Here is a 22,267-nt window from a genome sequence, read left to right as displayed (position 1 = left end):
CGAACAGGACCGTGAAACGACTTTGCGCCGATGATAGTGCTGCAACCAGTGTGAAAGTAGGTCATCGTCAGGCTCTTATTAAAAAACCCTCTGAACTAATCATTCAGAGGGTTTTTGCTTTGCGCGTTCGCTTTACGCAACAGCACAATTTCCCGCAATTTCAGCTTTACAGCAACAAAACCACTGTGTTTTTAACCAGTTGTCCTGTATGATTCATTGATTCACATAAAGGCCAGCTACGATGATAGGTCGTCTTTCCGGGATTCTGCTTGAAAAAAATCCCCCTCAATTATTAATCGATTGCAACGGCGTCGGCTATGAAATCGGCGTGCCGATGAGCACTTTTTATAATCTGCCGGGGCTGGGTGAAAAGGTCGCCTTGCTGACTCATCTGGCGATACGCGAAGATGCGCATGTTTTATATGGTTTTGGTACTGCTGAAGAACGTAATGTCTTCAAGCAGTTGATCAAGATCAGCGGCGTTGGCGCTCGTACCGCATTGTCGATTCTGTCCGGCATGTCGGTACAGGATCTGGCGCAGGCGATCACTATGCAGGAAGCCGGCCGGCTCACAAAGGTGCCTGGCATCGGCAATAAAACAGCCGAGCGCCTGCTGCTCGAATTGAAAGGCAAGTTGGGTGCCGATCTGGGGCCGGTCGGCAGTCACCATGCCAGCGATGTCAGCGGCGATATCTTGAATGCCCTGATTGCCTTGGGTTACTCGGACAAGGAAGCCATGCTGGCGCTGAAGCAGTTGCCGTCGGATACTGGCGTGTCAGATGGTATTAAATTGGCATTGAAAGTTTTGTCCAAATTGTAGCAGGACGGCGCAAAGCTGATCATTTTTGCTTTATTGGTGGAGTGGATGTCTTTTTTTATATCTAATCGCTGTAGTCTGGCTACAATCCGACCATGAGTATCCAAACCGACGATTTCGCCGAACAACGCATTATCGCTGCCACGCCGGCTTCACCGAATGAAGAGGCGATCGAGCGCGCCCTGCGGCCGAAGCAACTGGACGAATACGTCGGTCAGGAAAAGATACGCGATCAGCTGCAGATATTCATTACCGCCGCCAGGCAACGGCGCGAAGCGCTGGACCACACCTTGCTGTTCGGCCCTCCAGGCTTGGGCAAGACCACGCTGGCGCATATCATTGCGCGCGAAATGGGTGTCAATCTGCGCCAGACTTCAGGGCCGGTGCTGGAACGCGCCGGCGATCTGGCAGCGCTGCTGACCAATCTCGAAGCAAATGATGTGCTGTTCATTGATGAAATCCATCGCTTGTCGCCGGTGGTGGAAGAAATCCTGTATCCGGCGCTGGAGGATTATCAGATCGACATCATGATCGGCGAAGGCCCGGCAGCGCGCTCGGTACGCCTGGATCTACAGCCGTTCACGCTGGTAGGTGCGACTACACGTGCAGGGATGTTAACCAATCCGCTGCGCGACCGTTTCGGGATTGTCGCTCGTCTTGAGTTTTATACGCCGCAACAGTTGGGCAAAATCGTGACGCGCAGCGCCTCCTTGCTGGGCGCGCCGATCATGGATGATGGCGCCTTCGAAATTGCCAAGCGTAGCCGCGGCACGCCACGCATAGCTAACCGCTTGTTACGCCGCGTGCGCGACTATGCGGAAGTGAAAGGCAACGGTGAAATCACCAAGGCGATGGCAGATGCGGCATTGGTGATGCTGGATGTCGATCCGGTCGGTTTCGACGTCATGGACAGGAAATTGCTGGAAGCGGTGCTGTTCAAGTTCGGCGGTGGTCCGGTCGGCCTGGATAATCTTGCCGCCGCCATCGGTGAAGAACGCGACACCATCGAAGATGTACTCGAACCGTATCTGATTCAGCAGGGATATTTACAGCGCACGCCGCGCGGCCGTATCGCTACTCCGGCCGCGTACGGTCATTTTGGCGTAGCAGCGCCGCGCACCGGGCCGAACGGTGAATTATGGGGGCAAAATTAAATCGTCCGCAGACGTTGATGCCATACCGCCGCAGCCTGTAGCGATGCAAATCTGGGTTGATGCCGATGCATGCCCAAGCGTCATCAAAGAGATTCTGTTCCGGGCTGCCGATCGATTGCAAATTGCGGTGATTCTGGTGGCGAACAAATTGCTGCGTGTGCCGCCATCGCGCTTCGTCAAGGCAATCCAGGTGACGGCGGGCTTTGACGTTGCCGATCGCGAAATTGTCCGGATGTTGCAGCTTGGCGATCTGGTGATTACTGCTGATATTCCGCTGGCAGCCGACGTGCTTGAAAAGGGCGGTCATGCGCTTAACCCGCGTGGCGAGTTTTATACCAAAGACAACATCCAACAGCATCTGACGATGCGTAATTTCATGGATGAGTTACGCAGCAGCGGAGTGGAAACCGGCGGCCCGGCGGCATTTAGCCACAACGATCGCCATCTGTTCGCGGCGCAGCTCGACCGTTTTCTGCAGAAATCGCGGATTAGATGAGCGTTTCTAATCCAGGTAGGATCGCGGGCCCAGTGCCGTCCCGCGGTACGGGTGTCGAAATGTTAATATTTCTATGCTTGTGTAAAAATTAAACGTCACAGACAATACGATAGCCTTCACTAATAGTGTGCAAGTCAACCATGCTTATGTCTACCAAAGCTAACCGTTACGCCCACCAGCTTCTGGATGCGCGAGCGCATGCCAAATTGATGCCGCTGTTGTCGGCTGCCGACGTCCTGTCGCCGATGGATGGATATGACATCGGCAAGCGCATTCTGGATGCCAGCATCGGGCAGGGCGCAACCCCGATCGGCCGCAAGGTCGGCTTCAGCAATCGCACCATCTGGCCCAAATACGGCATCACAGAAACCATCAATGCACCAATCTGGGCGCATATCTTTGACAGCACGGTGCGCTACGCCGAAGATAATCGGGGGATTCAAAGTCTGGAAGGGGCTTTGCAGCCGCGCATCGAACCCGAAGTGGTGTTCAGCCTGGGCAGAACGCCGGCGCCGGATGCGGACCTGGAAGAAATCGCCGAGTGCATCGAATGGATGGCGCACGCTTTCGAAATCGTGGTGTGTCCTTTCCCTGACTGGAAATTCGATGCGGTCGATGCGATCGCCGCGTTCGGCCTGCACGGCACGCTGATTGTCGGCGAGCCGCATGTATTGTCGACCGCGACCCGCCGTAATCTTGCCAGCATGCTGGCCAACGCCAGCGTCTCGCTGTCATGCTGCACCGAGGATTCGGTCACCTTGTGCGGCGCCGGTTTTGGCAGCGATGTACTGGATAGTCCGGTGCACGCTTTATGGCACTTACACCAGGTGCTGAATGCGCAGCCGCAGTTCATGCCCTTGCAAGCCGGCGAGATCATTACCACCGGCACCTGGACCGATGCCTATCCGGTGCAAGCAGGGCAAACCTGGGTCACGGCTTTCTCTGGAATTGCGTTGCCGGGCCTGACCGTATCCTTCGTTTAAGCAGCCCGATAGTCAGTGTAGTGCTTGTGTGGCTCCCCATTTACGAAGCACTGCATCAGCAAAAATGCCGTTCAGCTCATCGCTTGAACGGCATTTTTTTGGAACGGTTTGCCGGCAAATAAATTATTCTTCGCGTACCCAGGTCTGGGTACGGCCAAGCAAAGGTACGCCGATATAGCCGCGTACATTCAACTTCTTGCCGTCGTCGGCCAGCGACATTTTGCTCTTGTAGACCTTGCCGTTATCCGGATCAAGAATGGTGCCGCCATTGTATTCGCTGCCATCCTTTTTCATGCCGTTGATGATGGTCATGCCGAGAATGGGCTGGTCTTTCAGCTCGCCTTGGCATTTAACGCATTTTGGATTCTGATCCTGACTAGGGTCACGCAACAATTTCTCGATTCTGCCGCGCAGTTCGCCATTGGTTTCGGTAATACGAATCAGCGCCTTTGGCTTGCCGGTGTGATCATCGATATTTTTCCACAGGCCGGCCGCTGAAGTAGTGTCCTGCGCGAAAGCGCCGAATGCCAGCAAGGCGGTGCCGGCGATCGCTGTCATTAATATTTTTTTCACTCTTCGTCTCCTGTCTCTATCGCGCCGACCGCATTGCTGCGGGCCGGCACTATTATATTAATAAGAAATCAAGATACTTTTAATTTTGCAAACTGTTCACGCAATTTTTCAAGGGTACTCGAAAAATTCGCCAAGCGTTCTTGCTCTTGCGCAACCACCTGTGCCGGCGCTCTCGCCACGAAGCTTTCATTGCCTAACTTGGCCTGGGCTTTGGTGATTTCACCCTCGATACGGGCGATTTCCTTACCCAGCCGTTCACGTTCAGCTGCAACATCAATTTCAACTTTGAGCAGCAGCTTAGCATCACCGACAATCGAGACCGGCGCCGGCGATTCGGGTAGAGTCTCTACTACTTGCACTTCTGCCAATTTCGCCAGTGCCTGCAGATACGGCGCGAACGACAGCAGCGTGCTTTGCTGGGCTGCCGAGCCGGCAATGATCAGCGGCACCCGCAACGCCGGCGACAATTGCATTTCGCCGCGCAGATTGCGGCAGGCATCGGTCAGCGCCTTCAATTGCGTCATCCAGGCTTCAGCGCTGTCATCGATTTTCTCCAGATTTGCTTCCGGATAAGGCTGGCGCATGATGGAATCGCCGGCCGGGTCGAGTGCATGGCCGGTCAGCGGCGCCACACTTTGCCACAAGGCTTCGGTGACGAACGGAATGATCGGATGGGCCAGGCGCAATACGACTTCCAGCACGCGCAGCAAAGTGCGGCGGGTAGCGCGTTGCTGCGCTTCGTTGCCTTGCTGGATCTGCACCTTGGCGACTTCCAGATACCAGTCGCAATATTCATCCCAGACGAATTTGTAGATGGCTGACGCGATATTGTCGAAACGGTAGTCGGCGAAACCCTTGGCGACTTCGGCTTCGGCGCGTTGCAGGAGCGAGACGATCCAGCGATCGGCTTGCGAGAATTGCAGTTTCTCCTTGTCGCAGACACCCGGAGTATGGCCGTCGAAACCGCAATCCTTGCCTTCGGTGTTCATCAGCACGAAGCGGGTGGCGTTCCACAGCTTGTTGCAGAAATTGCGGTAGCCGTCGCAGCGGCCAAGGTCGAAATTGATGTTACGGCCAAGCGTCGCCAACGAGGCAAAGGTAAAGCGCAGGGCGTCGGTGCCGAAGGCCGGGATGCCGTCCGCGAATTCCTTGCGGGTCGCCTTGGCAATGCTGTCGGCCTGCTTCGGATTCATCAGGCCGACCGTGCGTTTTGCCACCAGCGTATCGAGATCGATACCGTCGATCAGGTCGATAGGATCGAGCGTATTGCCCTTCGACTTCGACATCTTCTGGCCGTTGCCATCGCGTACCAGGCCGTGCACATAGACGGTCTTGAACGGGACCTTGCCGGTAAAGTGGGTGGTCATCATGACCATCCGCGCGACCCAGAAGAAGATGATGTCAAAACCGGTGACCAGCACCGACGATGGCAGGAACATCTTGTAGTCCGGCGTTTCTTCAGGCCAGCCCAGGGTCGAGAACGGCACCAGCGCCGACGAGAACCAGGTATCGAGCACATCGTCGTCACGCTTGAGTGCGCCGGTGTAGCCGGCCGCTGCAGCTTGGGCCCGGGCTGCCGCTTCATCGCGGGCGACATAGATCTTGCCGTCGTCGGCATACCACGCCGGGATCTGGTGACCCCACCACAGTTGGCGCGAAATGCACCAGTCCTGGATATTGTTGAGCCACTGGTTATACGTATTGCCCCAGTTTTCCGGGATCATCCGGATTTCGCCGTTGGCGACTTTTTCCAGCGCCACTTCGGCAATCGATTTGCCAGGGAAGTGGGTGCCCTCCGGCGCTGGCTTGCTCATGGCGACAAACCACTGATCGGTCAACATCGGCTCGATCACCACACCGGTACGGTCGCCACGCGGCACCACCAGTTTGTGCGGCTTGACCGATTCCAGCAAGCCTTGGGCGTCCAGATCAGCAACGATCTGTTTGCGCGCCACGAAGCGGTCCATGCCTTGATACTGGGCCGGAGCGTTTTCATTGATCTTGGCGTCCAGCGTCAGGATGGTAATCTGCGGCAGCCGGTGGCGTTGGCCAACCGCATAGTCGTTGAAGTCATGGGCCGGCGTGATCTTGACGCAGCCGGTGCCGAATTCCTTGTCGACATAGCTGTCGGCGACGACCGGGATTTGGCGATCGGTCAACGGTAGCTTGAGCATCTTGCCGACCAGGTGGATGTAGCGCTCGTCAGTCGGATCGACGGCAACGGCAACGTCGCCCAGCATGGTTTCGGGGCGCGTGGTGGCAACCGTCAGATGACCGCTGCCGTCGGCAAACGGATAATGGATGTGCCACATCGATCCGTCTTCTTCCTCCGAGGCCACTTCCAGTTCGGAAATTGCGGTGCCCAGCACCGGATCCCAGTTCACCAGTCGCTTGCCGCGATAGATCAAGCCTTGCTCAAACAGGCGCACAAAAACTTCGACCACGGTGCCGGACAGTTTGTCGTCCATGGTGAAATATTCGCGGCCCCAGTCGGTCGAAGCGCCCATGCGGCGCATCTGGCCGGTAATGGTCGAGCCAGATTGTTCTTTCCACTCCCAGACTTTTTCTACGAATTTTTCACGGCCCAGATCGTGGCGCGAGACCTTTTGCGCGTCGAGTTGCCGTTCGACCACGATTTGCGTGGCGATGCCGGCGTGATCGGTACCCGGAATCCATGCCGTGTTAAAACCGCGCATGCGATGGTAACGGGTCAGGCCATCCATGATGGTCTGATTGAAAGCGTGCCCCATGTGTAGCGTGCCGGTCACGTTGGGCGGTGGCAACTGAATGCTGAAGGACGGCTTGTCGGCGTCGGTGGTGGCGGTGTAGTACCCGCGCTTTTCCCATTCGGTACGCCAGAATTGTTCAATCTCGGCAGGGTCGAAAGACTTGGCTAATTCCATGATTTATTGGGGTTCTTTGCTAAAGCGATCTAAAACGACGATTATAAAGTACGCAGCCGACTGGCTCCTAACATTGCTGGCCGGGACGCAGGGTTTTTTGACGTAAAGGCAATCGTGTGGACGGATTTGCCATGGATGGGGGCTCTTATACTTGACGTGAGATAAGGAAGTCGCATTTTTGATATACCGCGGGCTGATTGCAGGTGTAAAATCCTTTTCGCTGTCTCGGGATTCAAAAACCAAGGCAGCACAACGCTAGGGGTCCTGATTGCTGAAATGCAACGCAATCGGGTGAGAAATACCCTCGAACCTGATCTGGGTAATGCCAGCGAAGGGAAGCTGTCGAGATGTAGTCGGCCGATTCACAAGACAATACCGTGATCCCGCGCCACCAGACTCGAAAACTCCTTTGCTGGCTCCAAGCCAATTGACGTACAAGCAAAGGAGCCAAAATTGAATGCCAAAATTCCTGTCTGCCACTGCTACGGTGGATGAAGCTGCAATCCATCCCTTGCCGAATTCCCGCAAGATCTATGTGACCGGCTCGCGTCCCGATATCCGGGTGCCGATGCGCCAGATCAGCCAGGCTGATACGCCGGCTTCGTTCGGTGCGGAAAAAAATCCGCCGATTTACGTCTACGATACTTCCGGGCCGTACACCGATCCTGAAGTGAATATTGATATCCGTTCCGGCCTGGCGACGCCACGCCTGCCGTGGATCGTAGAGCGCGACGACACCGAAGAATTGCCGGGCCCAAGCTCGGAATACGGCATCGAGCGCTTGAACGATCCGAAGCTGGCTGAGTTGCGCTTCAACCTGCACCGCAAGCCACGCCGCGCCAAAGCCGGCAAGAACGTGTCGCAAATGCACTACGCCCGCCAAGGCATCGTCACGCCGGAAATGGAATTTGTAGCAATCCGCGAAAACATGCGCCGCAAAGAATACCTGGAAGAGCTGAAAGCCTCCGGTCCGATGGGCAACAAGCTGGCCGACCTGATGGGACGCCAGCACCCTGGCCAGTCGTTCGGTGCTGCGCTGCCGGCGGAAATCACGCCGGAATTCGTGCGCGATGAAATCGCCCGTGGCCGCGCCATTATCCCGGCCAATATCAATCACCCGGAAATCGAGCCTATGATCATCGGCCGCAATTTCCTGGTCAAGATCAACGCCAACATCGGCAATTCCGCGGTGACATCTTCCATCGGCGAAGAAGTCGAAAAGATGACCTGGGCGATCCGCTGGGGCGGCGACAACGTGATGGATCTGTCGACCGGCAAGCACATCCACGAAACCCGCGAATGGATCATCCGCAATTCGCCGGTGCCGATCGGTACCGTGCCGATTTACCAGGCGCTGGAAAAGGTCAACGGCAAGGCCGAAGACCTGACCTGGGAAATTTTCCGCGACACGCTGATTGAGCAAGCCGAACAGGGCGTCGATTACTTCACCATCCATGCCGGCGTGCGCCTGCAATACGTGCCGATGACGGCCAAGCGCCTGACCGGCATCGTTAGCCGCGGCGGCTCCATCATGGCCAAATGGTGTCTGGCGCATCATCGCGAATCCTTCCTGTACGACCACTTCGAAGATATTTGCGAAATCATGAAAGCCTATGACGTCAGCTTCAGTCTCGGCGACGGTTTGCGTCCGGGTTCGATCTACGACGCCAACGATGAGGCGCAACTGGGTGAACTGAAGACCCTGGGCGAGCTGACCCAGATCGCCTGGAAACATGATGTGCAAGTGATGATCGAAGGCCCGGGCCACGTGCCGATGCACCTGATCAAGGAAAACATGGATCTGCAACTGGAACAGTGCCACGAAGCGCCGTTCTATACGCTCGGACCGTTGACCACCGACATTGCTCCCGGCTACGACCACATCACTTCCGGCATCGGCGCCGCCACCATCGGCTGGTACGGCACCGCCATGCTGTGCTACGTCACGCCGAAGGAACATCTCGGCTTGCCGAACAAGGTCGACGTCAAGGACGGCATCATTACCTACAAGATCGCGGCGCATGCGGCGGATCTGGCCAAGGGCCATCCCGGTGCGCAGATTCGCGATAACGCCTTGTCGAAAGCACGCTTCGAATTCCGTTGGGAAGACCAGTTCAATATCGGTCTCGATCCGGACAAGGCGCGCGAATTCCATGACGAAACCTTGCCCAAGGATTCCGCCAAGGTGGCGCATTTCTGCTCCATGTGCGGCCCGCATTTCTGTTCGATGAAGATCACTCAGGAAGTGCGCGAGTACGCCGCCGCGCAAGGCATTTCCGAAATCGCTGCGCTCAAGCAAGGAATGGAAGTGAAAGCCATCGAGTTCGTCAAGAACGGCGCGGAAATCTATAGCAAGCAGTGAGGTTGCCGATGGAAATCGTACTCAATGGCGCACCGCATCCGCTGGCCGACGGCGAGAGCCTGCAACAGCTGATCGTGGCGCTGGAACTGGCCGGGAAAGCTGTTGCGGTGGCGGTCAACCGGCAAGTGGTGCCAGCCAGCTTGTGGCCGCAGCGCGTGTTGCAGCCGCAAGACAAGGTTGACGTAGTGCGCGCAATCGGAGGCGGCTGAGGCCGTTGCCGTTGCCGTCGCGTTGCAAGCGACTCAATGACAGAAAGGATTTGTAATGGATCTGAACTCAATCCCTGAGACGGGACAACAGGACACCGGCCTGACCATCGCCGGTAAAACATATCACTCACGGCTGCTGGTAGGCAGCGGCAAGTATCGTGACCTGGAACAAACCCGCGCCGCCACCGAAGCCAGCGGCGCCGAAATCATCACGGTGGCGATTCGAAGAGTCAACATCGGCCAGGATCCGAATGCGCCGAATTTGCTGGATGTGGTGCCGCCGTCGCGTTACACCATATTGCCCAATACCGCGGGTTGTTATACCGCGGCCGATGCGGTTTATACGCTGCAACTCGGGCGTGAATTGTTGAATGGGCACAAGCTGGCCAAGCTGGAAGTGCTGGGCGACGAGCGCACGCTTTTCCCCAACATGCCGGAGACGTTGAAAGCGGCCGAGGCCCTGGTCAAGGATGGTTTCGACGTCATGGTGTATTGCAGCGACGATCCGATCCAGGCGCGGATTCTGGAAGAGATCGGCTGCGTTGCGGTGATGCCGCTGGCGTCGCTGATCGGTTCCGGCATGGGTATCTTGAACCCGTGGAATCTGTCGCTGATCATCGAGCAGGCCAAAGTGCCGGTGCTGGTCGATGCCGGCGTCGGCACCGCATCCGACGCGGCGATTGCGATGGAGCTGGGTTGCGATGGCGTGTTGATGAATACCGCGATTGCCGGCGCGCAGGACCCGATCCGCATGGCAAGGGCGATGCGGCTGGCGATCGAAGCCGGGCGCGAAGCCTTTCTTGCCGGCCGGATTCCGAAGCGCTTCGCGGCGTCGCCATCTTCGCCGATGGCCGGACGAGTCAAGTGAGCGCGTCGGTAAACATCGACACGGCCGGCGCCGCAGCGCCGGCCTGCGTGCTGGTGTTTTCCGGTTCGGATCCGAGCGGCGGCGCCGGTATGCAGGCCGACATCACCGCGATTGCCGCGCTCGGGGCGCACCCGCTGTCGGTAGTGACGGTGTTGACGGTGCAGGATAACCAACGGGTGTTTGGCGTCTATCCGGTAGCTGCGGACTTGGTGCGGCAGCAGGCGCAAGCGCTGCTCGACCGTATCGATATCTCTGCGGTCAAGTTGGGCATCGTTGGCAATCGCGCTAACGCCGAAGCGATTGCAGGCATCATCCGCGATCTGCGTTTACGGCAGCCGGACTTGCCGGTGGTGTTTGATCCGGTACTGGCGAACGGCCATGGCGATAGCCTGGCCAGCGAAGATCCGGTTGCGGCACTCGCTCCATTGTTTGAGCTTGCCACCGTGATTACGCCGAACCGGGTCGAAGCCGATCGCTTGTGCGGGGTTCAGGCAAGTCCCGAACAACAAGCGGCGATGCTGCTGGAGCGCGGTTGCGGGCATGTGTTGTTGAAAGGCGGCCATGGCCCGGAGCAGCACGAAGTGTTGAATCGGTGGCGCAGCAGGACACAGCAGCGCAACTGGAGTTGGCCGCGTTTGCCGGGTGAATTCCACGGCAGCGGCTGCACCTTGGCGGCAGCGCTTTCAGCCATGCTGGCGCAGGGTGTGGATATGGAGCAGGCAATCGATGCTGCGCAAATTTATTGCCAGCAAACCTTGGCCGAATCTTATGCGATCGCCGCCGGCCAACGCATACCGAGCCGTGTTCTGCCATTTCTAAAATTACGAGGATAAAGCGATGAAGGGGTTATACATCGTCACACCCGATTGGGATGATACCGACAAGCTGCTGCAGGTTACCGAGCAAGCCTTGCAAGGCGGCGCGGCGTTGCTGCAGTATCGGCATAAGAGTGCTGATGCGGCTTTGCGGCAGCAACAGGCCGAAGCATTGCTGGCCTTATGCCGTCGTTATCAGCGGCCATTCATCATCAACGATTATGTGGATTTGTGCCTGGCGCTTGATGCCGACGGCATTCACGTCGGCGGTACCGATGCCAGCGTGGCGGAAGTGCGGGCCATGGTGGGGGCGGACAAGATTGTCGGCGCTTCCTGCTATGGCGATCTGGAATTGGCGCATGCCGCGTATCGCGCCGGCGCCAGTTATGTGGCGTTCGGCGGATTCTATCCATCGCGCGTCAAGAAATATCCGGTCACCACGCCGCCCGATATCGTCACGCGCGCTAAAGCCGAAATCGCTTTGCCGAACGTGGTGATCGGCGGCATGACGCAAGAGAATGCCGTACCCTTGATTGCTGCCGGCGCCGACATGGTGGCCGCCATCAGCAGCGTTTACCTGGCTGAGGATCCGACCGCCGCTGCGCGCAGTTTCGTTGCCTTGTTTGAAAACAGATAGGTATCGATGAACGTGGTTACGATCTGATCGCAACCGCGTTCATTCGTCTGGCTCGGAAGCAATCAGGTTTCCAGCAAGCTGCGCAGCATCCACGCATTTTTCTCATGCAGTTGCATGCGTTGCGTCAGCAAATCTGCGGTCGGCTCATCGGCGGCGGCGTCAACCACCGGGAAAATCGAACGCGCGGTGCGGGTGACGGCTTCTTGTCCTTGCACCAGTTGCTGGATCATGGCGGTCGCCGTCGGCACGCCTTCTTCTTCCGAAATCGAGGTCAGTTTGGCGAAAGCCTTGTAGGTAGCGGGCGCAGGATAACCGAGTGCGCGAATCCGCTCCGCAATCAAGTCCACCGCCAGCCACAATTCGTTGTACTGGGCTTCGAACATCAGGTGCAATGTGTTGAACATCGGCCCGGTCACGTTCCAGTGGAAATTGTGGGTTTTCAGATACAGGGTGTAGGTATCGGCCAGCAGCTTGCTGAGCCCGTCGGCGATTTTCTTGCGATCCTTATCGCTAATGCCGATATCGATGACTGCCACGCTTTTCCTTGCCATTGTGCGACTCCTTCTAACAGTGATGTATGAAGACTTGCAGCTCGATTTTATGTCAATTTACCAGCAGCAAAGAAATGCACGTATTTTTTGCGCCGCAGCGGCATGTCTGCGCTAGCCGGCAGCGGCAGTGGCCGAAGCCAGCCGCGAGCGGCGATACATGCTGACGGTCAACGCCACCGCAGCCAGCGACGCCGCGGCGGCAAACAGGAATACTTCGGCATAGCCGAATTTGCTGACGATCAAGCCCGCCAGCGGACCGGTGACGCCGAGCGCCAGATCCAGGAATACCGAATAAGCGCCCAAGGCGCTGCCGCGGTTATGCGCCGGCACCAGATTCACTGCCTCCACCCCGAGTGCCGGGAAGATCAGGGCAAAACCGAAGCCGGTGAGCGCCGCGCCGACCAGCGCCAACGCGGGCGAACCGGCCTGCCACAGCAACAACAGGCCGAGCGCCTCGACCGAGAAACAGATGATCGCCACGCGGAAGCCGCCAAAGCGCGAGATGGTGTGGGCAAACAACAGCCGCGCACCGACAAAGAAGCTGCCGAACAAGGTCAGTGAAAACGCCGCGTTCGGCCAATGGTGGCTGGCATAAAACAAGGTGATGAAAGTGGCGATGGAACCAAAACCTATCGAGCCCAACGCCAGCCCCATGCCGTGCGGGAACACTTTGCGCAATACATGTTGAAACGGCAAATGCTCGCCGCGTACCACGGCGGTCGCGGCTTTCAAACGCGCCAGGAAGAAGCCGCCTAGCGCCAGCACTGTGACCGTAACGCCCACTGCCGCCAAGCCCCAGGCATGGGCGATCACTACGCCCAGAGGCGCGCCGATGGCCAGCGCGCCATAAGTAGCAATGCCGTTCCAGGAAATCATGCGTGCCGTGTGCTGCGCGCCAACCCGGCCTATGCCCCAGGTAATCGCACCGGTTCCGACCATGCTCTCGCCGCAGCCGAGCACCAGCCGGCCTGTCAGCAGGATGCTCAGGCTAAGCGCCGGCATGTGGGTAAACCATGCCGCGACCAGCAGGAAGGCGCCACTGATGCTGCAACCGATCAAGCCGCGCAGGACGGCGGTCTTGGGGCCGACCGAATCAGCCATGCGGCCGGCAAACGGCCGGCTCAGCAAGGTTGCCAGGTACTGCATGCTGATCGCCAGGCCGGCCAGCACCGAGCTGTAGCCCAGGTCGGTATGGACGTAGCCGGGCAGCACCGCCAACGGAATGCCGATTGCCAGATAGCAAATGAAAGTGAAAAATGCAGTGGAAACAATATGGAAAGTAACTGCGGTAACGGCGGTCCCGGACGACGGCTGGCTGGCGTGGTCGGGACGAACTTCTTCGGGCATGGTAGGCGAGGGCTTGGTTGATTGTTACGAGGGGGAATGATGCAATGCAGTATTTTACTCTTCCAGCCTGGATGCTGCTGACCGCCGCCAATGCTCGCCGATAGAGGTGAGGGCGCTAACTCGATGACAGTCGTGATCGCTGCATCAGCCGAGTCTCCGCACAGCTTATAATGCGAAGATGCAAAATCTTCTTCATAACCTCAATCCAGAGCAGCTCGCGGCAGTCACCTTGCCGGCGCAATCCGCACTTATCCTGGCCGGCGCCGGTTCCGGCAAGACGCGCGTGCTGACCACGCGCATCGCCTGGCTGATCCAGACCGGCCAGGTATCGCCGGCCGGCGTGCTGGCGGTGACGTTTACCAATAAAGCTTCGAAGGAAATGATGACGCGTTTGTCGGCGATGTTGCCGATCAATACGCGCGGCATGTGGATCGGGACTTTCCACGGCTTGTGCAATCGTTTGTTGCGCGCTCACTATCGCGACGCCGGTTTGCCGCAGACTTTCCAGATCCTGGATTCGCAAGACCAGTTGTCGGCGATTAAGCGTTTGCTGAAATCGCTCAATGTCGACGATGAAAAATATCCGCCGCGCAATCTGATGTATTTCATCAATGGCGCCAAGGACCAGGGTTTGCGCGCGAACGAGGTCGAGGCGAATGACGATTACAACCGTAAATTCGTCGAGTTGTACGATTTGTACGACCAGCAATGCCAGCGCGAAGGCGTGGTCGATTTCGCCGAGCTGCTGCTGCGTACTTATGAGCTGCTGAGCCGCAACCAGCCGTTGCGCGAGCATTATCAGTCGCGCTTCCAGCACATCCTGGTGGATGAATTCCAGGATACCAACGATCTGCAATACAAATGGCTCAAGCTGATGGCGGGCCAGCGCGGCGCGGTGTTTGCGGTTGGCGACGACGACCAGAGCATTTACGCTTTCCGCGGCGCCAATGTCGGCAACATGAGCGCTTTCGAACATGAATTCCGGGTCGAGAACCTGATCAAGCTGGAACAGAATTATCGTTCGCACGGCCATATCCTGGATAGCGCCAATACCCTGATTGCCAACAACAGTAAACGTCTCGGCAAGAACCTGCGCACCGATGCCGGCCATGGCGAGCCGGTAAGAATCTACGAAGCCACCAGCGATTTGCAGGAAGCGCAATGGATTATCGAAGAGACCAAGAGCCTGATCAACGAAGGCGCCATCCGTAGCGAAATCGCCGTGCTGTATCGCTCCAATGCGCAATCGCGGGTGATCGAGCATGCCTTGTTTTCTGCCGGCATACCTTATCGCGTGTATGGCGGCCAACGCTATTTCGAACGCGCCGAAGTCAAGCATGCGATTGCCTATCTGCAGTTGATGGACAATCCGCACAATGATTCGGCGTTCTTGCGCGTGGTGAATTTTCCGACGCGCGGCATAGGCGCAAGGGCATTGGAGCAGTTGCAGGACGCCGCCAAACAACATGGTATCTCGCTCTATGCGGCGGTGCCGCATGTGGCCGGCAAAGCCGGCGCCACGCTTGGCGCATTCCTGAAACTGATCGAAGGCGGGCGTTTTGAAACCCAGCATCTGCCGTTGCCGGAAATGGTGCAGATCGTGCTCGACATGAGCGGCTTGATGCAGCACTACCGTAATGAAAAAGAAGGCGCTGACCGTATCGAGAATCTGGAGCAACTGGTCAACGCCGCCACCCTGTTTGTTTCGGAAGAAGGGTTTGGCGCCGATGCCCCGGCTTTGCTGGGACCGAAGGCGCAAGCGGTGGCTGGGGCGTCGATCACGACCGCCGATGGGATCGAGATATTCGACGCCGATGCGCCGCTGGCGGCGGTGATGTCGCCCTTGTCGGCTTTCCTCTCGCATGCTTCGCTGGAAGCTGGGGATAATCAAGCCCAGGTTGGACAAGACGCCTTGCAACTGATGACGGTGCATTCCGCCAAGGGACTGGAATTCGACGCTGTATTTATTACCGGCCTGGAAGAGGGGCTGTTCCCGCACGAGAATTCACAGAAAGAAGACGCCGGCGTGGAAGAAGAACGGCGCCTGATGTATGTCGCCATCACGCGCGCGAAAAAACGCTTGTACATGAGTTTTTCGCAAACCCGGATGTTGCACGGCCAAACCCGTTACAACATGCGCTCGCGTTTTTTTGACGAGCTGCCGGAAGACGCCTTGAAATGGCTGTCGCCGAAAGTGCAGCAGCATAGCTGGTTCGCGCATTCGAAATCGGCTTGGGATGATGCACCCGAAAAGGCGGCCAACAGCATCGCCAAGAATTTCGGCAAGCGCGATATCGGCTGGCGCATAGGCGAAAACGTGGCGCATCTGAAATTCGGTGAAGGCGTGATCGTCAATATCGAAGGCAGCGGCGGCAACGCTCGCGCCCACATCAATTTCGGCAAGCACGGCATGAAGCTGCTGGATTTGAGCGTGGCGAAGCTGGAGAAGATTGCTTAGGAGAGTGGGCGGGTGGGGTTTTGTTGCCCCGCCCTATGTTTATTCTGTAGTCGTTGTTTCTTGAGGCTGAGGCGGTAAATCGGCCTCGGGTTTGCCGAAGATGTGGGTGTACGTCGGGTAGAAAGAACAATACATCACCACCGTCAATGCAATCGATAGCGGCAGCAGGATCATGATTGTGACCGAGGCGTTGCCGACCAGTAGCGCAATCACTACGCTGACGAGTGCCGGCAGCAAAACGCCGATGCCGGCCCAGGCCAGTCCGTACACGGCAAACGCCTTCATTTCACGCGATACCGCAAAGAAGCTGTAGAAAATGGCTTTCGACACGCTCATGTTTTTCCACATGATGAGCGGCGCCGCGTACCAGAACGCCATCGCCGCCGGCGTGTAGACCGCGGCCGAAAACAGCATCGCCAGCGACATGCTGGAATCTTGTATGTCTTTGGCGTCGAGCGCGGCCTGGCCGGTTACCGTCATCCAGAACACACCGCCATCGATCAGGACCGAGGCGGCGATAGCGATGACCGCAGCCACCAGGTACAGGGCGCCCAGGATCAGCAGATTCTTCAGAGCAGGCGAACGAAAGCCGATCAGCAACAGGTTGGGATAGACGCGCTTGCCCTGTTCAATATTCACGCAAGCCTGCATGAAAGACATGGCAAATACCGGCACCAGAACCAGCGGCAGCAATTGTCCCAGCAACGGGATGATGTTGAGCGCCAGCATCAAGAACATATAAGCCAGGAATAGGGTGGATATTTCGGCAGGTTGTTTGCGGAACAACGCAAACCCTTCCTTGATCCACAGCCATCCGGTTTTTGCAGGCAGTTTTTCCATTATTTCATTCAAGAATTTCGCTTAAGTATTTCGCTCAGTACAAGGCTGGGGCCGGGTGCGCCACACGTTGTCGCAAAATCCTTTCGAAGTGGCCGGGATCGTGCGGCGTTAATATTTCTGCCGCGCGCGGTAAATAAAAATCATAGAGTCGCGACAGCCAGAAACGCAAGGCGCCGGCGCGCAACATTGCCGGCCAGGCAATTTGCTCGGCGGCGTTGAACGGCCGCACCGCATGGTATGCATCTAGCATCGCTCTTACCCTGATAATGTCAAGGTCGCCGTTGGCCAGGTCTATGCACCAGTCGTTGACGGTGACCGCCAAGTCAAACAGCCAGGTATCGCAGCCGGCAAAATAGAAATCGAAAAATCCTGTCAGCCGCTCGCCGTCGAACATCACGTTGTTGCGGAACAGGTCGGCGTGCACCGGTCCGTTGGGCAATTCGCGATAGGCTTCCGAGGCGGCAAATGTTTCCTGGAACGCCATTTCGCTGCGCAGCAACTGTTGTCCGTCTGCTGGCAGATACGGCAGCACTACCGGGGCGGTTTCGCGCCACCACGGCAGCCCACGCAAATTGGGTTGGCGAATTGGAAAGTCTTGCGCCGCCATATGCATTTTTGCCAACATCGCTCCCACTTCGGCGCAATGTACCGCCGCCGGCGCCAGCTGGCAATCGCCTTCCAGCTTGGTGACGATGGCGGCCGGCTTGCCGTGCAAGGGATTGAGGATCTGGCCCTGCTGATTGGCGATAGGCTCAGGCACCAGCACGCCACGCTGCGCCAGGTGGCGCATCAGTTCCAGGTAAAACGGCAATTGTTCGAAACTGAGCTTTTCAAACACCGTTAGCACATACTCTCCGCGCTCGGTGTTGATAAAAAAATTACTGTTTTCGATGCCGGATGAGATGCCCCTGATTGCCAGTGCCTTGCCTAAGGAAAAGGGGGGGATCCACTGCGTGAGATCGTCTAGCGTGACGGGGGTAAATACTGCCATGGGAAAAATCGGGGAAAGGACAAGGTTCAAGCCATGTCGGAATAAATATGCGGCAAATACACGGTGGTTTTCCGTGTATCCGCCGTACGGCTACTTAGGGACTGCCGGGTTACTTCTTGTCCGGGGATACTGTCGGCGGCGGCAATCCTGCATCGCCGTCGGTCTGAACCGCCTCGCCTGGCTTGTGCGCCTTTTGACCCAGGTCGAATTCCTTGACCTGCCATTGCGCTCCGCGTACCGGCGAATCGCTTGGCTGCAGGGCGCCGGCCTGGGATTGCGGCTTCACATAGTAGGTACTGCCGCCGCTAGTGACCTTGACTTCGGTAACCTTGCCTTGCTCACGTTTTTGCGTGATCTCGGCAGGGCCCACGCCCGGCTTGCGAATGGTGACGGCCGGCGCTTCGCCTTCTTCCAGCTTTTGCAGCTCTGGCGGTGGCGGCGCGGCGTTCTTGGCTGGTTGTTGGGCCGATTGTTGCGCATTAACCAGCAAAGGCGTTGCAAGCGAGGCAATACATACCGCCAACAGCTGCCAGACTTTGGATTTATTCATGAGAATTTGGCTACCTTGAGTAAAACAAGATGGAAGGCTTCATTGTAACAAACCGCCGGCCCCTATAGGCGATAAGGGGGCCGGCAATCTTCCCGTTGTAGCGCGCTTGCCAAGAGGCGACGCTGTTACAGCAACACGCTGGCATGGCTATCGGATTCCGCCATGACGGTTTCGCCTGCCTCGTAGAATTTCACCACGGCAGCGAGAATTTCGGCCGGGTCGTCCAGCACCTGGATCAGGTCCATGTCCTTGGCCGCGATCATGCCGTCGCCCACCAGCTGGGTGCGGAACCAGTCCAGCAAACCGCTCCAGAAACTGCTGCCGACCAGGATGATAGGGATGTGGCGGCACTTGCCGGTCTGGATCAGCGTCAGCACTTCGGTCAGTTCATCCATGGTGCCGAAACCGCCAGGCAGCACGATGTAGGCGTCGGCGTAACGCACGAAGGCGACTTTGCGGGCAAAGAAGTGACGGAAGCTGAGCGAGATATCCTGCCATTTATTTCCGCTTTGCTCATGCGGCAATTCGATATTCAAGCCAACCGACGGCGATTTGCCTTCGAATGCACCCTTGTTGGCGGCTTCCATCAAACCCGGGCCGCCACCCGAAATCACGGCAAAACCTTCGTCGGAAAAGCGCCGCGCGATATCCATGCAAAGGGGGTAATAGGGATTGTTGGCCTTGATCCGTGCGGAGCCGAAGATCGATACCGCGGGATGTAACTCGGAAAGGCGTTCGGTCGACTCGATAAATTCTGCCATAATCGTGAACATATGCCACGATTCGCGCGCCTTCTTGGAAGTTGCGCGTTCGACGTCCGTCACTTGCCGCAAACGCGGCACATTTTTTCCGTTCAATTCCATATGCAAAAAACCCTGCTGTTAGTTGATGGTTCCAGTTATCTTTATCGAGCCTTCCACGCCTTGCCCGATATGCGCAATGCTGCCAATGAACCGACCGGCGCGATGTATGGGATGATAAATATGCTGCGCCGTTTGCGTACCGATTACCCCGCAGCTTACCTCGCCTGCGTGTTCGATGCAAAAGGAAAAACTTTCCGCGACGACATGTACGCCGACTATAAGGCCACCCGCGCATCGATGCCGGAAGACCTAGTTAAACAGATTACGCCAATTCACGCCGCCGTGCGTGCCATGGGCTGGCCGATCCTGATGGTCGAAGGAGTGGAAGCCGACGACGTGATCGGCACCTTGACCGTGCAAGCGGTGAGCCACGGCATGCAAGCCGTGGTCTCGACCGGCGACAAGGATCTGGCGCAGCTGGTCAACGACGATGTGACCCTGATCAACACCATGAGCAACGAGACGCTGGATCGCGCCGGCGTGATCGCCAAATTCGGCGTGCCGCCCGAGCGCATCGTCGATTATCTGACATTGATCGGCGATACCGTCGATAACATCCCGGGCGTCGCCAAGGTCGGGCCGAAGACTGCGGTCAAGTGGCTGGCGCAATATGACACGGTCGATCAAGTGATCGCCAATGCCGCCAGCATCGGCGGCGCGGTTGGCGAGAACCTGCGGCAAGTGCTGGACTGGCTGCCCAAGGCGAAGGAACTGGTGACGGTAAAAACCGATTGCGACCTGAGCGCGCACATGGTGTCGATTCCGGAATCCCTGAAGGCGCCGGAGCAGGACAAGGAGACGCTGATCGAGTTGTTTACCCGCTATAACTTCAAGACCTGGCTGCGCGAACTGAGCGGGACCGGAAGTGTTACCGGCGCAGCCGACAATGCGGGAAAGAGCGCCGCGACCGAAGTCTCTGCCGACAGCAAAGCCGGCGCTGCCGAGCCGGCCCAGAGCAGTCTGTTTGCCGCGGTGGAACGGCACTATGAAACCGTGCTGACCGAAGCCCAGCTGGATGAGTGGCTGCAACGGATAGACAAGGCGGGCTTGACCGCAGTCGATACCGAGACCACCTCGCTTGATCCGATGACGGCTCAATTGGTCGGGATCTCGCTGTGCTGCGAGGCCGGCACTGCCGCCTATATTCCGGTTGCGCATCGTTATCAGGACGTGCCGGCGCAGTTGCCGCGCGAATTCGTGCTGGAAAAAATGCGTGCCTGGCTGGAGGATGAGAGCAAACCCAAGGTCGGTCAGAATCTGAAATACGACAGCCATATTTTCGCTAATCAGGGCGTCAGCTTGCGCGGCATCGTGCATGACACTTTGCTCGAATCCTATGTGTTCGAATCGCACCGCAGCCACGATATGGACAGTCTGGCCTTGCGCCATCTGAATCATCAGACCATCACATTCCAGGACGTGTGCGGCAAAGGTGCTTCGCAAATCGGTTTCGACGAAGTCGAGATTAGCCGCGCCACCGAATACGCAGCCGAGGACGCCGACATCACGCTGCAACTGCACCTGGCCATGTGGCCGCATATCGCCGACGACGCTAAGCTCAGGTTCATTTACGAAAAAATCGAAGTGCCGACGTCGGTGGTGCTGCAAAAGATCGAACGCAACGGCGTGCTGATCGACGCCAGCCTGCTGGCCACGCAATCGAATGAGCTGGGCAAGCGCATGCTGGAGATCGAGCAGCAGGCTTATGAACTGGCGGGCCAGCCTTTCAACTTGAGTTCGCCGAAGCAGCTGGGTGAAATCCTGTTCGATAAACTCAAGCTGCCGGTGGTCAAGAAAACCCCGTCCGGATCGCCTTCGACCGATGAAGAAGTGCTGCAGAAGCTGGCGGAAGATTACCCGCTGCCGAAGGTGCTGCTCGACTACCGCAGCTTGTTCAAGCTGAAGTCGACCTACACCGACAAACTGCCGAAGATGGTGAATCCGAACACCGGCCGCGTGCACACCAATTATGCTCAGGCGGTGGCGGTCACCGGACGGCTGGCGTCGAACGATCCCAATCTGCAAAACATCCCGATTCGCACTGCCGAAGGCCGGCGTATCCGCGAAGCGTTTGTGGCGCCTGCCGATAGCGTGATTATGTCGGCCGACTATTCGCAAATCGAATTGCGCATCATGGCTCACATCTCGGGCGATGAAAACATGCTGCGCGCATTTGCCGAAGGCGTCGATATCCACCGCGCCACTGCCGCCGAAATTTTCGGCAGCACCGCGCAAGACGTCAGCAGCGAGCAGCGCCGTTATGCCAAAGTGATCAACTTCGGCCTGATTTACGGCATGAGCGCTTTCGGCCTGGCCGGCAACCTGGGCATCGAGCGCGCCGCCGCGCAAATGTATATCGAAAAATATTTCATGCGTTTTTCCGGCGTCAAGCAATTCATGGATATGACGCGGGTACAAGCCAAGGCGCAAGGGTATGTCGAGACCGTGTTCGGGCGTCGTTTGTGGCTGCCGGAAATCAATTCGCCCAATGGTCAGCGCCGGCAAGGCGCTGAACGGGCGGCGATCAATGCGCCTATGCAGGGCACAGCTGCCGACTTGATCAAACTGTCGATGATAGCGGTGCAAAACTGGATTGAAACAGAACGGTTAAAATCCAAGATGGTCATGCAGGTGCACGATGAACTGGTGCTTGAAGTGCCGCAAGACGAACTGGCGCTGGTGCGGGAAAAATTGCCGCAGCTGATGGCTGGTGTAGCTGAATTAAAAGTGCCGCTGATTGCCGAAGTCGGGGTTGGCAAGAATTGGGACGAGGCGCATTGAGCGCGCGTATGCGGCGATTTGCTTTGGTCAACGCAAATCGATATTGATGGTCTACTTTGGAGGAGAGCT

At 57.4% G+C, this 22,267-nt stretch carries 20 protein-coding genes and 1 riboswitch; of the genes, 12 read left to right on the top strand and 8 right to left on the bottom strand.

Translation table 11 applies throughout. From position 1 onward, the window contains the following. The 5 genes from KHU33_RS01885 to KHU33_RS01865 form a co-directional block, all read left to right on the top strand. The coding region (locus KHU33_RS01885; RefSeq protein ID WP_211460810.1) for a hypothetical protein at positions 1 to 212 on the top strand (212 nt) is incomplete at its 5' end. A 29-nt stretch (positions 213 to 241) separates the two neighbouring features. Continuing rightward, positions 242 to 820, top strand: a complete 579-nt coding sequence (ruvA, locus tag KHU33_RS01880; RefSeq protein WP_211460809.1) for a Holliday junction branch migration protein RuvA — start codon at positions 242 to 244, stop codon at positions 818 to 820. A gap of 92 nt (positions 821 to 912) precedes the next feature. Next, the gene (gene ruvB, locus KHU33_RS01875) at positions 913 to 1,971 is read left to right on the top strand and encodes a Holliday junction branch migration DNA helicase RuvB (RefSeq protein WP_211460808.1); all 1,059 of its coding nucleotides are present in this window, start codon (positions 913 to 915) and stop codon (positions 1,969 to 1,971) included. A 43-nt stretch (positions 1,972 to 2,014) separates the two neighbouring features. Further along, a complete protein-coding gene (locus tag KHU33_RS01870) occupies positions 2,015 to 2,467 on the top strand; it encodes a YaiI/YqxD family protein (protein WP_211460807.1) in 453 nt (150 codons plus the stop codon). A gap of 140 nt (positions 2,468 to 2,607) precedes the next feature. Beyond that, positions 2,608 to 3,450, top strand: coding sequence for a 2-keto-4-pentenoate hydratase (locus tag KHU33_RS01865; protein WP_211460806.1), 843 nt, complete (start codon positions 2,608 to 2,610; stop codon positions 3,448 to 3,450). A gap of 123 nt (positions 3,451 to 3,573) precedes the next feature. Here the strand turns inward: KHU33_RS01865 and KHU33_RS01860 are convergent, their stop codons facing one another. Together KHU33_RS01860 and KHU33_RS01855 are read right to left on the bottom strand one after the other, a co-directional pair. Then, complete coding sequence (locus KHU33_RS01860) at positions 3,574 to 4,008, bottom strand: DUF2147 domain-containing protein (RefSeq protein WP_211460815.1); 435 nt, start codon at positions 4,006 to 4,008, stop codon at positions 3,574 to 3,576. 83 nt (positions 4,009 to 4,091) lie between these two features. Then, complete coding sequence (locus KHU33_RS01855; RefSeq protein ID WP_211460805.1) at positions 4,092 to 6,926, bottom strand: valine--tRNA ligase; 2,835 nt, start codon at positions 6,924 to 6,926, stop codon at positions 4,092 to 4,094. A 247-nt stretch (positions 6,927 to 7,173) separates the two neighbouring features. After that, a riboswitch (TPP riboswitch) is annotated at positions 7,174 to 7,280 on the top strand. A 103-nt stretch (positions 7,281 to 7,383) separates the two neighbouring features. On the opposite strand from KHU33_RS01855, the gene thiC reads away from it, so the two are divergent. Genes thiC through thiE form a run of 5 tightly spaced genes read left to right on the top strand, consistent with a single transcriptional unit; the run spans position 7,384 to position 11,817 of the window. Beyond that, a complete protein-coding gene (gene thiC, locus KHU33_RS01850; protein ID WP_211460804.1) occupies positions 7,384 to 9,288 on the top strand; it encodes a phosphomethylpyrimidine synthase ThiC in 1,905 nt (634 codons plus the stop codon). Positions 9,289 to 9,296: 8 nt separating this feature from the next. Continuing rightward, entirely contained in the window at positions 9,297 to 9,497 is a 201-nt protein-coding gene (gene thiS, locus KHU33_RS01845; protein WP_211460803.1) for a sulfur carrier protein ThiS, read from the top strand. A 55-nt stretch (positions 9,498 to 9,552) separates the two neighbouring features. After that, the gene (locus KHU33_RS01840) at positions 9,553 to 10,365 is read left to right on the top strand and encodes a thiazole synthase (protein ID WP_211460802.1); all 813 of its coding nucleotides are present in this window, start codon (positions 9,553 to 9,555) and stop codon (positions 10,363 to 10,365) included. Between the two features lie 14 nt (positions 10,366 to 10,379). Further along, the gene (gene thiD, locus KHU33_RS01835; protein WP_407928232.1) at positions 10,380 to 11,198 is read left to right on the top strand and encodes a bifunctional hydroxymethylpyrimidine kinase/phosphomethylpyrimidine kinase; all 819 of its coding nucleotides are present in this window, start codon (positions 10,380 to 10,382) and stop codon (positions 11,196 to 11,198) included. Positions 11,199 to 11,202: 4 nt separating this feature from the next. Beyond that, positions 11,203 to 11,817, top strand: a complete 615-nt coding sequence (gene thiE, locus KHU33_RS01830) for a thiamine phosphate synthase (RefSeq protein WP_211460800.1) — start codon at positions 11,203 to 11,205, stop codon at positions 11,815 to 11,817. A 62-nt stretch (positions 11,818 to 11,879) separates the two neighbouring features. On the opposite strand, the gene KHU33_RS01825 is transcribed toward thiE, so the two are convergent. Together KHU33_RS01825 and KHU33_RS01820 are read right to left on the bottom strand one after the other, a co-directional pair. Then, positions 11,880 to 12,368, bottom strand: a complete 489-nt coding sequence (locus KHU33_RS01825) for a Dps family protein (protein WP_211460799.1) — start codon at positions 12,366 to 12,368, stop codon at positions 11,880 to 11,882. Positions 12,369 to 12,479: 111 nt separating this feature from the next. Further along, on the bottom strand, positions 12,480 to 13,715 hold the full coding sequence (locus KHU33_RS01820) for an MFS transporter (protein ID WP_211460798.1): 1,236 nt from the start codon (positions 13,713 to 13,715) through the stop codon (positions 12,480 to 12,482). 178 nt (positions 13,716 to 13,893) lie between these two features. Here KHU33_RS01820 and KHU33_RS01815 point away from each other — a divergent pair, with 178 nt between their 5' ends. After that, complete coding sequence (locus KHU33_RS01815) at positions 13,894 to 16,173, top strand: UvrD-helicase domain-containing protein (protein ID WP_211460797.1); 2,280 nt, start codon at positions 13,894 to 13,896, stop codon at positions 16,171 to 16,173. A gap of 39 nt (positions 16,174 to 16,212) precedes the next feature. Here the strand turns inward: KHU33_RS01815 and KHU33_RS01810 are convergent, their stop codons facing one another. The 4 genes from KHU33_RS01810 to KHU33_RS01795 form a co-directional block, all read right to left on the bottom strand. Then, on the bottom strand, positions 16,213 to 17,013 hold the full coding sequence (locus tag KHU33_RS01810; RefSeq protein ID WP_211460796.1) for a BPSS1780 family membrane protein: 801 nt from the start codon (positions 17,011 to 17,013) through the stop codon (positions 16,213 to 16,215). Between the two features lie 34 nt (positions 17,014 to 17,047). Continuing rightward, complete coding sequence (locus tag KHU33_RS01805) at positions 17,048 to 18,004, bottom strand: homoserine kinase (protein ID WP_211460795.1); 957 nt, start codon at positions 18,002 to 18,004, stop codon at positions 17,048 to 17,050. Between the two features lie 109 nt (positions 18,005 to 18,113). Beyond that, a complete protein-coding gene (locus tag KHU33_RS01800) occupies positions 18,114 to 18,554 on the bottom strand; it encodes a DUF2782 domain-containing protein (protein ID WP_211460794.1) in 441 nt (146 codons plus the stop codon). 125 nt (positions 18,555 to 18,679) lie between these two features. Next, positions 18,680 to 19,417: an LOG family protein gene (locus tag KHU33_RS01795; protein WP_211460793.1), complete on the bottom strand. Its 738-nt coding sequence runs from the start codon at positions 19,415 to 19,417 to the stop codon at positions 18,680 to 18,682. Between KHU33_RS01795 and polA the strand changes: the two genes are divergently transcribed. Continuing rightward, on the top strand, positions 19,418 to 22,198 hold the full coding sequence (polA, locus tag KHU33_RS01790; protein ID WP_211460792.1) for a DNA polymerase I: 2,781 nt from the start codon (positions 19,418 to 19,420) through the stop codon (positions 22,196 to 22,198). Positions 22,199 to 22,267 lie beyond the last annotated feature (69 nt).

Source organism: Collimonas silvisoli (genome assembly GCF_018305005.1).
Classification (GTDB): domain Bacteria; phylum Pseudomonadota; class Gammaproteobacteria; order Burkholderiales; family Burkholderiaceae_D; genus Collimonas; species Collimonas silvisoli.
The sequence above is the reverse complement of the archived record's forward strand: the minus strand, read 5'-3'. Positions and strand labels throughout refer to the sequence as shown.

Excerpts from the sequence above, each read along its gene's own strand:
- KHU33_RS01810 (WP_211460796.1), bottom strand. The coding sequence starts at position 17,013 with ATGGAAAAACTGCCTGCAAAAACCGGATGGCTGTGGATCAAGGAAGGG.
- KHU33_RS01805 (WP_211460795.1), bottom strand. The coding sequence starts at position 18,004 with ATGGCAGTATTTACCCCCGTCACGCTAGACGATCTCACGCAGTGGATC.
- KHU33_RS01840 (WP_211460802.1), top strand. The coding sequence starts at position 9,553 with ATGGATCTGAACTCAATCCCTGAGACGGGACAACAGGACACCGGCCTG.
- KHU33_RS01855 (WP_211460805.1), bottom strand. The coding sequence starts at position 6,926 with ATGGAATTAGCCAAGTCTTTCGACCCTGCCGAGATTGAACAATTCTGG.
- KHU33_RS01825 (WP_211460799.1), bottom strand. The coding sequence starts at position 12,368 with ATGGCAAGGAAAAGCGTGGCAGTCATCGATATCGGCATTAGCGATAAG.
- KHU33_RS01870 (WP_211460807.1), top strand. The coding sequence starts at position 2,015 with ATGCAAATCTGGGTTGATGCCGATGCATGCCCAAGCGTCATCAAAGAG.
- ruvA (WP_211460809.1), top strand. The coding sequence starts at position 242 with ATGATAGGTCGTCTTTCCGGGATTCTGCTTGAAAAAAATCCCCCTCAA.
- KHU33_RS01860 (WP_211460815.1), bottom strand. The coding sequence starts at position 4,008 with ATGACAGCGATCGCCGGCACCGCCTTGCTGGCATTCGGCGCTTTCGCG.
- thiS (WP_211460803.1), top strand. The coding sequence starts at position 9,297 with ATGGAAATCGTACTCAATGGCGCACCGCATCCGCTGGCCGACGGCGAG.
- thiC (WP_211460804.1), top strand. The coding sequence starts at position 7,384 with ATGCCAAAATTCCTGTCTGCCACTGCTACGGTGGATGAAGCTGCAATC.
- polA (WP_211460792.1), top strand. The coding sequence starts at position 19,418 with ATGCAAAAAACCCTGCTGTTAGTTGATGGTTCCAGTTATCTTTATCGA.
- KHU33_RS01800 (WP_211460794.1), bottom strand. The coding sequence starts at position 18,554 with ATGAATAAATCCAAAGTCTGGCAGCTGTTGGCGGTATGTATTGCCTCG.
- ruvB (WP_211460808.1), top strand. The coding sequence starts at position 913 with ATGAGTATCCAAACCGACGATTTCGCCGAACAACGCATTATCGCTGCC.
- KHU33_RS01865 (WP_211460806.1), top strand. The coding sequence starts at position 2,608 with ATGCTTATGTCTACCAAAGCTAACCGTTACGCCCACCAGCTTCTGGAT.
- KHU33_RS01820 (WP_211460798.1), bottom strand. The coding sequence starts at position 13,715 with ATGCCCGAAGAAGTTCGTCCCGACCACGCCAGCCAGCCGTCGTCCGGG.
- thiE (WP_211460800.1), top strand. The coding sequence starts at position 11,203 with ATGAAGGGGTTATACATCGTCACACCCGATTGGGATGATACCGACAAG.
- KHU33_RS01795 (WP_211460793.1), bottom strand. The coding sequence starts at position 19,417 with ATGGAATTGAACGGAAAAAATGTGCCGCGTTTGCGGCAAGTGACGGAC.
- KHU33_RS01815 (WP_211460797.1), top strand. The coding sequence starts at position 13,894 with ATGCAAAATCTTCTTCATAACCTCAATCCAGAGCAGCTCGCGGCAGTC.